The organism is Seleniivibrio sp., assembly GCF_021209385.1.
Taxonomy (GTDB): Bacteria; Chrysiogenota; Deferribacteres; order Deferribacterales; family Geovibrionaceae; genus Seleniivibrio.
Genome location: NZ_JAJOIL010000037.1, coordinates 60,971 through 74,442 on the forward strand (window position 1 = coordinate 60,971; position 13,472 = coordinate 74,442).

Below are 13,472 nucleotides of genomic sequence, written 5' to 3' on the forward strand. Positions count from 1 at the left end.
GCTTATGACATCAAAGGACGATGTTGACGTTGAGGAGGGAATATATTCCCTGCGCGGGTTCAATAATAACCTTGTAAAAAGAACCAATACTATGTCCGCCTCCACGGGCAATGCGTTCGTTAAGGACAGGATGAAACTGCTTATTGGCGCAACAAAGGAGATGGACGAAGCTGCAGGCAGGATGCAGGAGATACGGATTAAAGCTCTGCATCTTGAACAGAGCCTTTTCAGCCAGATAACGGAGCTTGAAAAGACGGTATCCGCCACAGAAACCATGCTGAACACAGTTGAATCCGCTGCGAAAAATCAGATGGACAGCGGTATCAAAGAAGTATCTGCGATATCAAGCCGCGTAACCAGCACAACGTTCATCATGCTCGGCGTGATACTCGTACTTGCGGTACTCGTGGGTCTGTTCTCCGCTACAAAGATAACAACCCCTCTGGTGAGCATCATGAAAGTGGCGGACTGCATTAAAAAAGGCGATCTTACCTGCCCTGACATAAATAAAACTTCTAAGGACGAGTTCGGCGATCTCACTGATTCCATAAACGGGATGAAGTGTAATCTTTACGAACTTGTCCATAACATAAAAGACAGTACCGACTATCTGAACACCACCAGCGACCAGACCGTAACGCTTATGGCGCAGATGAACGACAACCTGAACAACACAAGTATTGAAATGTCGGCTGTGGCATCCGCCGCAGAAGAGCTCTCTTCATCTACTTCCAATATCATAGAGAGCGTACAGAACGGCATAGGCGAAGTGCATAACGCAAGAAACAAAGTTCTGGAGGGCAACTCCAGACTGATACAATCCATAGATCAGGTGAACAACGTTGCAGCAGGACTTACGGCAGTGTCGGAGAATCTCAGCGACCTGAAAACAGCCAGCCAGCAGATAACCAACATTGTCAGCATCATAGTGGACATAGCCGAGCAGACGAACATGCTTGCGCTTAACGCCGCTATTGAGGCAGCGAGGCGGGTGAAGCCGGCAGAGGATTCGCCGTTGTCGCGGATGAAGTGCGCAAACTGGCGGAAAAAACCAGCACCTCCACTCAGGAAATATCCGGCATGGTGGGCTCCATTCAGAAAAACGTCACAGACGTTGTGACGAAGATAAACACTGGAATTGAGGACGTTAATAACAGTTCAGAGGCAATAAATACTGTGGGAGAAGGCTTTGAAGAGGTCGTAAGCCAGATGCAGAAAGCGGCGGCAAGCGTGGAACCTATCCTGACCATAATTGAACAGCAGTCCAACGCTATAAATAATATTACCTCAACAGTGACAAATGTTAGTATTGCATCAGCCGATAATAAGGTTATAGTAGATGAGGTCAGTCAGTTCTCAAACAAAATAGGCGAACTGGCACACCAGCTCAAGGAGAATACGGCTCAGTTCAAGGTGTAGATTTGAATAGTGAATTATTACAGATCAATAACTTAACCAAACAATACAGAGCCTTTGAGGGAATCTTCAAAGGCTCTTCTACTATCATAAAGGCTGTGGACAATATCAGCCTTTCCGTAACAAAAGGGCGCTCGCTGGGCATAGTGGGCGAATCAGGCAGCGGAAAGACAACTCTGGCAAAGATAGTGACCGGAATAATCAAACAGGACGTCGGCGAAGTGCTTTATAAGGGAAGAGATATACACGCCCTCGGAAAAGACTACGCAGAGTACCGCAGAAACGTTCAGATGGTATTTCAGGATCCATATCTGAGTCTTAACCCAAAGCTGACCATCTTTTCATCCATGAAGGATGCCATAATAAAATACTCAGGCAAACAGGACGTGCGTAAAACATGTGAGAACTATCTCTCAATGGTGGGTCTGGACAGCGAATATCTGGACAGATACCCCCACGAATTTTCCGGCGGACAGCGCCAGAGGCTCTCCATAGCGCGTGCGCTCTCGCTCAATCCTGAAATAATCGTAGCTGACGAACCCGTAAGCTCCCTTGACGTATCAGTTCAGTCGCAGATTCTGAACCTGATGAAAAAATTAAAACTTGAAAATAACCTGACGTTTATTTTAATATCACATGACCTTGCCGTGGTCTCCTTTCTCTGCGACGACATACTGGTCATGAATAAAGGACAGGCAGTGGAATACGGGACAGCTCAGGAAGTTCTTGAGAACCCGAAACAGGAATATACAAAGCGGCTCATTGCCGCCAGCAAGGGTGAATAATGCTGACCGTTTACAACACGCTCACAGGACAGAAAGAAGTTTTTAAATCCATTGAAGATAAAAAAGTTAAGATGTACGTCTGCGGGGTTACCGTCTACGACTTCTGTCACATAGGACATGCCAGAAGCTCCACCGTTTTCGACGTCATCCGCAGATACCTCCTCCATAAAGGCTACGAAGTTACTTTTGTTAAGAACTTCACTGACATAGACGACAAGATAATCAAAAGAAGCAACGAACAGAACATCCTCTGGACGGAGCTTACCGACAGATTCATAAAAGAACACGATGCCGATATGGATGCGCTGAACATCATGCGCCCCGACTTCACACCGAAAGCAACAGACTACATCGGCAAAATGATAGAGATGTGTGAAACTCTTATCGCAAAGGGTTTTGCATACGAGTCAAACGGCGACATCTACTACCGCGTGCAGAAGTTTGAGGATTACGGCAAACTCTCACACCGCAAGCTGGACGACATGATGGCGGGCGCTCGCATAGAGGTCAATGATAACAAGGAAAACCCGTTCGACTTCGTTCTCTGGAAGGCTTCAAAACCCGGCGAACCCAGCTGGAAAAGTCCTTGGGGACCCGGACGCCCCGGATGGCACATTGAATGCAGCGTAATGAGCGAGGATATCCTCGGTCTGCCTTTCGATATACACGGCGGAGGACGCGACCTTGTATTTCCCCACCACGAAAACGAAATAGCACAGTCTGAGGCAGCCTGCGGATGCGAGTTCTCAAAATACTGGATACACAACGGGTTCGTAAACGTTAATCAGGAGAAGATGTCCAAATCTCTGGGTAACTTCTTCACAATCAGAACCGTGCTTGAAGAGTTCAATCCCGAAATAGTGCGTTTTTTCCTTCTGACAACACATTACAGAAGCTCTCTGGACTTTTCGCAGGATCACCTGCTGGAAGCGGAACGCTCTCTGGACAGAATATACACCATGCTGGACGAGCTGAACAGATTCAACGCCGGCAAAAAAGGCGTTGACGTTGCGGCAGAGGCTATGAATGCATCCGACGTTTTTATGGAAAAATTCGACGATGCCATGGATGACGATTTCAATACTCCGGAAGTGCTGGCTGCACTTTTTGAGGCGGTACGCGAATTCAACAGACTCCTTGCGGCAAGACCTGAAAAAAACAGCTTTGAAGTGCTTAAAGAAGCCTGTGAAAAAGTTTTCGCGGTAATGGCGTCAGTCCTCGGAATCATCACATACACCCCTTCCGAATGGTTCAGACTGAACCTGTCTATCCCTGAAGAAGAGCTTGAAAACCTCATAAACCAGCGTACGGAAGCCAAAAAGAACAAAGATTTCGCGAAAGCGGATGAGATACGCAACGGTCTGAAAGAAAAGGGAATAGAACTTCTTGACACCATCGAAGGCACAATCTACAGGGCGAAAAAGATAAGAAACCTTTAAATGCAAAAAGGCAGACCGGAGAAGTCTGCCTTTTCTATTTCTTAGAACCTACAGGGGATATACAAAGAGCTTTCGCTCAAGGATTGTTACTGTTCGTTTTGGATTATACTTCAAAGATAAATGGAATCAAAAATAGTTCAATAAATTTATTCAATTTATTTCCATTATCCCTATTTTTTTCAAACAACCCAAATTTATATACTCCACCAGCAGGATACCACATCTTATCATTTAATTTCGTTCATCCCGTCTATGAAAAATAAACTTCATCGGGAATATTTATATTCTCCGGATTCACCGGACCCAGAATTTTCTTTTTATGCAAAATATTTTTTGACAGATCGACCATCTGAACAGGTATCCTTCTGCCCACCTTGTCCATAAATACCAGAACGGAAGGCTCTGTTGGACGAACGGTATTCATTCTGCCCACCACAGCAAGCTCGTTAGTGTCCAGCAAGACCAGTGAGCCGACGGGATATATACCGACATTCATCACGAAGAACTCGAATATCTTTTTGTTTATGTGGCTGTCTGTCCACCTGAACATAAGTTTCAGCGCTGCCGGCGGCTCTATTCCTTTGTGGTAGCACCTGTCACTTGTTATTGCATCATATATGTCAACAACAGCGCCTATCTTACCTTCAACGGATATCTGCTCGTCTTTAAGCCCCTGCGGATAACCGGAGCCGTCGTATCTTTCATGATGCTGCAAAACCAGATTCAGCATCTTCTTAGGAAGTCCCTGTTTTACAAGATACTCATATCCTAAGATGACATGGTTTTTCATAATTTTAAATTCTTCTTCCGTAAGCTTTCCCGGTTTGTTAAGTATTTCTATGGGGACAAGCATCTTACCGGCATCGTGCAGAAGTCCCGCCTGCGCGATAAGCTCAATCTCATCTTTGTTCATCCCAAGATGCGCCGCCAGACTGGACGCAAAAATGCTGACGTTCATGGAGTGAAGAAAGGTGTAGTTGTCGTGATATTTAAGTTTTGTCATGCTCGCCATAACCCCTCTGTTTTTAAGGGTTATCTCGGCAATATTTGAGGCCACGCTCTTGACGGCGTTTTCGTTGAACATCTTCCCCGAACGGATGTCGCCGAGGACGCTATGCACAATTTTGACAGATTCAGTATAAAGAGTTCTGGCGTTTGAAACTTCGCCAAGATTGATGTAGTTTTTGCTGATGATTTCTTTTTTATGTTCAATGATCTCTTCAGGTTTACCCTGAAAAATGTCAATGACTGCGGCTTCAAGGTCATCTTTTTCGATAAAAACATCAGATACTCCGTTATCCTTCAGTTTCTGAATAACAGCAGTATCTTTGACTGTAAATTTGTGAGTAAGCAGACCCGTTTCAAACCAGCCCTTGTCCAGTTTGACTACTTTGTCACCGATCCGCAGCTCGCTGACACTGATCTTTTTCATTAGGATCCCGCCTAAAAAAATTCAGCTGAAAGTTAATCCTGAGAAGAGCCGTATTGTTTTTTGATGAACTGCCAGCCGTTGTAAACATGTTTTTCAACAACGCGCTCAACCATATCAGCGTCTCCTTTTTCAAACGCTTCAAGCAGATCGCTGTGTTCTTCCTTAACTTCTTTGGTTCTCCCTTCAATTGTGAAAGAATAAACCGTGGCTCTTTTAAACTGTTGCTGGAGCCCTTCGAGCATTTTTATAAGTCTTTCGTTCCCGCATTTATAGATAAAAATTCTGTGAAAATCATAGTTCCAGTGAATCATCTGTGAAACGGCTCTGGCAGAACCGGAATCCATCTTTTTTACGAGTTCCCGCATTTTATCAAGGTCGTGACTGTCGATATGTCCAATGGCAAGCTTTGATGCCAGCGGTTCCAGTTTCATCTTGATGACGAAGATATCATCAATGTCTTTCTCTGTGAGCGTTGTTACAACTGCGCCGCGTCTGGGGATTATCTCAATGAATCCTTCCATTTCAAGCAGGCGCAGAGCCTCTCTGATAGGCGTTCTGGAAATGCCGAGCATCTCTGATAATTTAGGTTCAACAAGCCTTTCTCCGGGCTTAAGCTGTCCTTTTATGATACTGTTTCTTATAGTCGTCGCTATCTTTTCACTGAGCGGGGTATTGTCGATGTTTATGTCTTTAGCAGCCACGGGCTTTCCTCGTTATAAAATATCAGCCGTTATTATTGATCCGCTGTTTAAGGTATTCCCAGCCGCTGATAATGTGTTCGCGCACTGTCTTTTCAGCAAGATCCGGATCTTTGGAAATGAAAGCATCTATTATTTTTTTGTGTTCTTTAACAGCGTTTGCCGCTCTGCCTGCATCTGACATGAGCATGCTTTTAAGTCTCTGGAAGTTTTTAGACATACCGTCAAGGATATCCACCAGCTTTTCGTTACCTGATGCAGCTATGAATACGTTGTGGAAGTCGATATTGTCTTTGTGGTGTTCGTCCGGTATTCCGGGGTTCTTCTCGGCATAATCTCTGAATTTTCTGTTAATGCCGATAAGAATTTCTATCTGCTCGTTTGTAAGGTTTACAGTTGCCTGTCTGGCGGCAAGTCCTTCAAGATTTGCCTTGATGGCATACAGATTGTCGATGTCTTTGATGGTCAGTTCCTTGACCACAGCACCGCGTCTGGGTACGATTTCGATGAATCCCTCTCCCTCAAGCTGGCGCAGAGCCTCTCTTATGGGTGTTCTGGAGATTCCTAAGTTTTTGGCGAGCTTCGGCTCGACCAATCTTTCGCCATTGCGGTAAACGCCTTTAATTATGTCGGTTCTGATTATATCGGCGATCTTTTCCCGCAGCGGCTTACTTTCAATGAATACATCCTGATTCAAGCAGCCAACCCCTTACCTGAATACTCTGCTTAAAAAGTACACAGTATACAGTATACAATAAACCAAATATAACTGTTTTTTTTTCGCCGTCAACGGGTATTCGGAATGATTTTAAATAAAACCATTTAAAAAATAAGACACTTGTGTTCACAATAAAAAGAAAGAAGACCAGTAAGCCGGATTCTGTTCTGACGGTCATTTATCCAGCCCTGCGGTTGCCCGCAGGGTCAAGCTGCCCACCCGCAGACAAAGGACGGGTAATCCTTAACTGTCTGCCTATTTGGCATTGCACCGGATGGGGTTTGCCCTGCCGCCTGCGTTACCGCAGACGCGGTGGTCTCTTACACCGCCGTTTCACCCTTACCGTGTTTTCACACGGCGGTTTGTTTTCTGTGGCACTGTCCCTGCCTCACGGCAGACCGACGTTATCGGTCATCCTACCCTGTGGTGTCCGGACTTTCCTCCCGCGCGCAAAGGCGCCGGCGACCGTCCGGCCTTCTTTCACTTATAAAATGTATAGGTTAAACGGAGTTTTGACAACTGTTTTAATGGGAAAGCTGTTCCAGTTTTGAAAGCCAGAAGGCATATTCCGAAGATGGAACCCTGCTCTGCCACAGTCCGAAGGCTATTGCAGCAGCAATAAGCACAACCGTAATGCCAAAGACTGCAAACGGAAGATATTTGGCTTTAATATCTTTTCCGCATGTCTGAAGGCATTTTTCGTTCTGACGCACAGCTACGCAGTCATGGCATCCGATACAGTCCGGGTTGAGAACAAGCTTTGACTCGTGTACCTGAATACTCATGGGGCATGCTTCCGTACATTTCATGCAGTTTACGCAGGCATCTGCATTGCGTTTAATGACAAATGGAGAAAACGCAGCAATGACAGAATGGAAAACGCCGTAAGGGCAGAGAAATTTACACCAGAATCCCTTAAAGATGAGCGTAAAGGTGATCATAGCAACAACAAAAACCATTGTGGACACACCAGGAGATACGAAAAATTCAAGCATTTTGGCATCAGCCAGCTTGTTATAAGGCGAGTTCAGGAAGCCTTCTATCGCCGAAACGGGCATTGAAAAAAGGATTATGTATGCAAAAAATGCAAAAAGTCCGTATTTCAGCACAGAAAGCACATATCCGACGTATCTGTTCACCCTTTTGCCGCGCCCGATAAGCGAAACCAGTTCGGACACAAACCCGACAGGACATACATATCCGCAGAATGAGCGGCGAAAAAGAAAACTTATAACTATGAAAATAATGAAAAGGCTAAGCCCAGCAGGATGAACCCAGTCGTAATTTCCGGTTGCGATGAACCTTTTAAGGGCTGCCAGCGCACTGATGGGAAGAAAAGCCTCAACACCGCCCGGCTTCGTCACATCAAAATTACCGCTTTTAACGGCGTTAAGGAACCTTACGAACATAAAGCCAAGATAGATTGAAGATACAAAAAAGATAAGCTGTACAATACGTCTGTTTCTCATGTTTCCCCCTGAAATATAGATAAAATAAATAATTGAATCGGTAATTGACACAGGTCAAAAAATTATGTCTATGATTCTTTCGGGGCGGTTTGTGGTGAGACTGTCAACGCCTGCTTCCTGATAGAAAAGGGCATCCTGAGGATCGTCCACCGTCCAGACATTTAGATAAAGGTCTTTCAGGCGTTCACGCATAACAGGCACATGCGCTCTGTCGGCACGGGTGGAAAAACCATCCAGATTCGCGCGCCTTACGAGTTTTTCTGCATGGTCGTACATACTCTCTTCAAGCTGGATATTGAATCCGAACTCGCCAATCCAAAGCACCCTGTATTCCGGCAGAACTCTTTTTGCCTCTGCTGCAACGTCATACCCGAACCCGAATATCACGACATTATCTCTATGACGCGGATGTGCAGGTAAAAGTTCTGAAAGAAAAGGAATTATCTCGGTGCCGCATTTTATCTCTATATATATTTCACGGTTTTCAGGCATTGATTCGAGTACCTCGTCCAGCGACGGGATACGCTCGTTCTTATATTTTGATGATTTCCAGCTTCCGGCATCGCACGTCTCAATGAGCCAGAATGGCGTCTCGTCCGCGCGGAAAAGTTTATCAGCTGTTCTTGCGGTGGTGACGTCATGCAGGGCAATTATCCTTCCGTCGGACGTAAGCCGCACATCAAGTTCAATGCCGTCCGCCCCCTCCTCTATTCCCAACCGGAAAGCGGATATTGTATTCTCCGGCGCAAAAAAAGAAGCGCCTCTGTGCGCAATAATTTTCATAGTAATAAAATACTCCTGTAAATGGAGTTTGGCAACGGCACAAGCAGGTTTTACAAATATACAATACACCTTATATAAAATATCTGGATTTCTTATTTTTTTTGCTGTAGAACATTCGCTGCAAATACAACAGAGGGAACGAAAATGCGTTTTCTATTAATAATTTTCATGCTTGTATCATCCATACTGGTACAGGCTGCAACACCAAAAAGAGAATTCACAAAACCTACAGGATACGAAAGAACTGCTGAGATGTATAAGATGTACGGTATCAACGAGTTCGGACGCATACTTATGCTCGGCGATTCCATTACCTACGGTGCTTATTGGAACGAGCTGATGAAGCGCAGCGACATCATAAACAGAGGCATCCCCGGCGACACTACATTCTGGATGCTGGATCGCCTTGAATACACCACAACAGGCAGAATAGAGAAAGCTTTTGTGCTTGCAGGGATAAACGATATCTCCAAATATCAGCTTCCCGCATCCATCTTCGCCAGATACACCAAAATAATAGACTTTCTGGTGGTACAGGGCATAAAACCGCATATCCAGTCAGTAATATACCTGGGTAAACTGAATCCCAAATATGACGTGTACAATGGGAGGATAGCAGAGCTTAACAAACTTCTGAAAGAATACGCGGACAAGAACGGATACGCTTTCATCGACCTGAACCCGACACTTGCACCCGAAGGTTTTCTGAAAGACGAATACACATATGACGGAACACATCTCACCGCTCAGGGCTATACACTGTGGCGCGACATTCTCACTCCTTATATGTCGGACACTCCGTCAGACCTTCTGCCTGTGTCCCCCGATGCAGTTCCTGCAACTGAACCTGCTGTCACAGATACTTTAACTGCTCCTGAAAAAATAACCCCTTCTGCCGCTGAACCGGCACCTGCAGAAACACCGGAAACTGTACCTGAAAATGGAAAAATAACGGTTCCTTCAGAATAATATATGGCGGCACATGCCGCCATTTCCCCTTTTGTCTCAATATACAAATGAGAAACATTTTAGTTTCATACAAATATATTTTTTTTATTACAGATTAACAATATTATCATACTACATTTCTGACATTTCTAAGCGTTAATAGCGAAAACCAAATGAGGTGACATTATGTCAGAAAATGAAAACAACAAAAAAGGAATCAACAGACGCCAGTTCATAAAATTCTCTGCTGCGTCTATGGCTGTTGTTGCAGCCGGTTCAGTGGTTGGCTGCGGAGACGACAGCGACAGTTCAAATGAAACGCCTGCCAGTCCCGAAACACCCGAAACTTACGTTCCGAAATCAACCGTTCCTTCTGCAAGCGCATGGAAATTCGGTATCATCTCAGACACTCAGTGGACTAAGGATGACGACGGCGAAAACCCCGCATCCTGTGCCGTTGACATAATCAACGCTCTTAACACAAAATTCGTAGAACACGGCGTTAAATTCGTCATCCACGTCGGCGACCTTACCGACGACGGCAGAAATACGTTCACTGCGAACAATACAAAAACAAATCTCACATATACTTATTCAGTTGCGGATGCTATGGGCGTCAGAGCAAGGTATGTACAGCAGCTCTACAACAACGGCATAGGCTTCTTCCCCATGAGAGGAAACCACGACGATTCACAGTCAGCCGCCCTTGAGTTCAACAACTATTTCCCACAGACAACAACAGGCGTACACAACGTAACATCTGTTCAGACAGCGGCTTATGCGGCACAAAACCCTGACGAAGCTTACCTCCCCACAATAACAAGAACAAATACATCTTCGTTCGATATGGGTTCATCTTTCTCCAGCCCCTCAACAGCTCTTGACGGTCTTTCATACGCGTTTGACTATGATAACGCTAGATTCGTCATACTTGACATCTTCACCTCAACAGACGGTACGTCTTACCCTGTTTCATCACAGCAGTCATGGATAAACTCCGTCCTTTCCAGCAGACAGACAGGAACACACGCCTTTGTTCTTTCACACAAAGGTCTTATGACGCAGGATCACACTGACGTCATCTTCGGCGCAAGCCCAGCTAACACAACAAGCACTGACGCTGCCGTACAGGATGCTTTCATAACAAGTCTTGCCAACAACAAGGTTAAATACTACATCAACGGTCACGACCACATGCACGACAGAAGCCATGTTTACACCACAGATGGTGCTACCGCTAAGGTGACACAGCTTGTAACGGCTTCCGACAGCTCAAAGTTCTATACCCCCGCAAGCCCTTCAAACGACGTAACATACGGCGGCGGTATCAGACAGAAGATAGTCAGTCAGGAACTTTACGGAATCGGTTACTACATCGTAACGGTTGACGGTGAACATGTTTCATTTGACTACTACTCAGCACCCAGCTACTCTTCCGACTCTATATCAACAACACCCACACTGACATTTAAGAAAAAGGAAACTTTCGGTTACAGCCTCAACGGTACCGACTTCCTTATCGCTTACGGTTCCGACTACACCGATGTCGACATTACCAGCACAGGCGGAACAAGAGCTGTGATTCTTGACGGCAAAAACGCAAACGTAGCTAAAGATATTTCAGGAAGAAGCTTCAGCGTTGAAGTTAACGCAGGTTTCTATGCGCAGGACGACACGACATCAAGCGATATCCTCAGTCTGAAAGGCATGGACTACACTATGGGAAGCACTGAAACAGACGTTTTCACACTTTCAATGAGCTATTCTGAAACAGGCATAACCGACGCTGACATAGAAGATCAGGCTTTCGGTCTTGCAAAACTCAATGCAAACGGTGTATGGGAAAACGCGGTCAACGCAAACACCGACGGAACGCCAGAGTTTGTTAATGGCGCATGGACAGACGGCTATACACTTGGAACATGGGGTGTTGACACCACATCCAAAACAGTTTGGGCTGTTATCAACAGCAACGGATATTTCGCAGCAGTAAAAGGTATATAAATACTCCTTAGCCTCAGAAAAAAAGGGTGACCTCGGTCACCCTTTTTTGTGTTATGATAGCCTATGTTAAACAGAAGGCATTTCGTAAAACTATTCATGGCGGCGTTGGCAGCGGCATCTTCCGGATGTTTTCCTCAAAAGAGAAAACAAACGGTAAAGCCCCTTCCCTCTTCAAAAATACCATCATCATCCTCATGGAAATTCGGAATAATGTCAGACAGTCAGTGGATGGGTGACGACAACGGAAAGAACCCTGCCTCCTGCGCTGTCGAGATAATAAACGCTCTCAATGCAGAGTTCATAAGGCATAAGGTCGAGCTGGTTCTACAGGTTGGCGACCTCACCGACAGCGGCAGACAACCGTTCGCCGTTTACAATAAAACAACCGGCAAAACCGACGTATATTCAACTGCTGACGCAATGGGTATCAGAGCACGATATGCACAGGCACTTTACAATAATAACATAGCTTTCTTTCCCATACGCGGAAACCACGACGATTCACAGATAACCGCTGTCGAATTTATAGAGCATTTCCCCCAGACGTCAGGCGGCTGGCAGAATGACGAAAAGGCGCAGATAAGCGCATACGGGGCTTTCAATCCGGATGCAGAGAGACTGCCCAACATAAGGCGCACCACAGGAGCATTTAAGCTGGGAACAGATTTTTCATTCCCTTCCGACACGCTGAAAGGTCTGTCATACTCATTCGACCATAATAACGTCAGATTCATCACCGCCGACCAGTATGAAGCACCTGACGGACAGGAACACACTATACGCAGTCAGCAGAAATGGATAATCTCCCGCCTGAAAGAAAGAGACAAAAGCGGACACGCCATAGTGTTCACCCACAAAGGCTTGCTGACACAGCACAACAGAGGAATACTTTTCGGTGCTGAACCGTCGGCATCCACACCCGGTCAGGACGAATTTATAAAAGCCATGACAGAGAACGGGGCAAGATATCTGATATGCGGTCACGACCACATGCATGACAGAAGCCGTGTTTATACGAAAGACGGCAAAACGGCATATGTCAGCCAGCTAATTACAGCCTCTAACAGTTCAAAATTCTACTTCCCGCGGAGACCTTCCAACGACGAGGTCTTTTGTGAGGGAAAACGCCAGAAGCTCATCAGTCAGGAGCTTTTCGCCATAGGTTATTATATCGTCACGGTTGACGGCGATCACATGACGTTCGACTACTATTCGTCTGTCTGCCGCACGGGGGATACAATAGCAGATACCCCATATCTCACTTTCAGCCATAAGGAAACTTTCGGTTACAGCCTGAACGGAAAGGATTTTCTGATAGAGTACGGCAAGCCATATTCCACTGTGGACATAACCTCTGAAAACGGAACACGGACAAGAATACTGGGCGGTATAAACACTCGCGACGCAAAAGATTTTGCTGGTCGCAGATTCAGCGTCGAGATCAATACCGGATTTTACCCGCAGGACAGCGCCACGGCTGGCGATATTCTCTCATTGCGAGGAATGGATTTTTCAACGACAAATACAGATATATATACTCTGTCAATGAGTTATAAAACAGGTGAACCTGTTCTGGCAAAGCTCGGCACAGACGGATTCTGGCGAAACGCCGCAGATTTTAACATCGGCGGAGTGAAACAGTTTGTAAAAGGCGCATGGAAACCTGAATATTCTCTCGGCACATACGGGATAGACACATCTTCAAAGACCGTCTGGGCGGTCGTCAACACCAACGGCATCTTCGCACCCGTAATTTTTTAAAACTCATCACTTGACACAC

Annotated in this window: 10 protein-coding genes, 1 other RNA gene and 1 pseudogene; 6 read left to right on the forward strand and 6 right to left on the reverse strand. The window is 45.6% G+C overall.

Going from position 1 to position 13,472, the window contains the following annotated elements:
• Positions 1-373 precede the first annotated feature (373 nt).
• From LRY47_RS12440 to cysS, 3 genes and pseudogenes are all read left to right on the forward strand, one after another.
• Positions 374-1,419, forward strand: a pseudogene (locus tag LRY47_RS12440) (methyl-accepting chemotaxis protein).
• Positions 1,420-1,421: 2 nt separating this feature from the next.
• Complete coding sequence (locus LRY47_RS12445; protein WP_295225923.1) at positions 1,422-2,201, forward strand: ATP-binding cassette domain-containing protein; 780 nt, start codon at positions 1,422-1,424, stop codon at positions 2,199-2,201.
• Positions 2,198-3,640, forward strand: a complete 1,443-nt coding sequence (gene cysS, locus LRY47_RS12450; protein WP_366043841.1) for a cysteine--tRNA ligase — start codon at positions 2,198-2,200, stop codon at positions 3,638-3,640. The genes LRY47_RS12445 and cysS overlap by 4 nt, the downstream gene beginning before the upstream one ends.
• A gap of 250 nt (positions 3,641-3,890) precedes the next feature.
• Here the strand turns inward: cysS and LRY47_RS12455 are convergent, their stop codons facing one another.
• The 6 genes from LRY47_RS12455 to LRY47_RS12480 form a co-directional block, all read right to left on the reverse strand.
• A complete protein-coding gene (locus LRY47_RS12455) occupies positions 3,891-5,072 on the reverse strand; it encodes an HD-GYP domain-containing protein (protein ID WP_295225927.1) in 1,182 nt (393 codons plus the stop codon).
• 32 nt (positions 5,073-5,104) lie between these two features.
• Positions 5,105-5,773, reverse strand: coding sequence for a GntR family transcriptional regulator (locus LRY47_RS12460; RefSeq protein ID WP_295225929.1), 669 nt, complete (start codon positions 5,771-5,773; stop codon positions 5,105-5,107).
• Positions 5,774-5,795: 22 nt separating this feature from the next.
• Entirely contained in the window at positions 5,796-6,467 is a 672-nt protein-coding gene (locus tag LRY47_RS12465; RefSeq protein ID WP_295225931.1) for a GntR family transcriptional regulator, read from the reverse strand.
• Positions 6,468-6,623: 156 nt separating this feature from the next.
• Positions 6,624-6,969, reverse strand: an RNA gene (rnpB, locus tag LRY47_RS12470) — RNase P RNA component class A.
• A gap of 43 nt (positions 6,970-7,012) precedes the next feature.
• Positions 7,013-7,957, reverse strand: a complete 945-nt coding sequence (locus tag LRY47_RS12475) for a 4Fe-4S binding protein (protein ID WP_295225933.1) — start codon at positions 7,955-7,957, stop codon at positions 7,013-7,015.
• A 54-nt stretch (positions 7,958-8,011) separates the two neighbouring features.
• Positions 8,012-8,740 (reverse strand): glycerophosphodiester phosphodiesterase family protein, encoded by a 729-nt coding sequence (locus tag LRY47_RS12480; RefSeq protein ID WP_295225935.1) that lies wholly within the window; start codon positions 8,738-8,740, stop codon positions 8,012-8,014.
• Positions 8,741-8,884: 144 nt separating this feature from the next.
• On the opposite strand from LRY47_RS12480, the gene LRY47_RS12485 reads away from it, so the two are divergent.
• The 3 genes from LRY47_RS12485 (at position 8,885) to LRY47_RS12495 (ending at position 13,453) form a co-directional block, all read left to right on the forward strand.
• Positions 8,885-9,709 (forward strand): GDSL-type esterase/lipase family protein, encoded by an 825-nt coding sequence (locus LRY47_RS12485; protein ID WP_295225937.1) that lies wholly within the window; start codon positions 8,885-8,887, stop codon positions 9,707-9,709.
• A 165-nt stretch (positions 9,710-9,874) separates the two neighbouring features.
• Positions 9,875-11,692: a metallophosphoesterase gene (locus LRY47_RS12490; protein WP_295225939.1), complete on the forward strand. Its 1,818-nt coding sequence runs from the start codon at positions 9,875-9,877 to the stop codon at positions 11,690-11,692.
• 63 nt (positions 11,693-11,755) lie between these two features.
• Positions 11,756-13,453, forward strand: coding sequence for a metallophosphoesterase (locus LRY47_RS12495; RefSeq protein WP_295225941.1), 1,698 nt, complete (start codon positions 11,756-11,758; stop codon positions 13,451-13,453).
• The last annotated feature ends 19 nt before the right edge of the window (positions 13,454-13,472 follow it).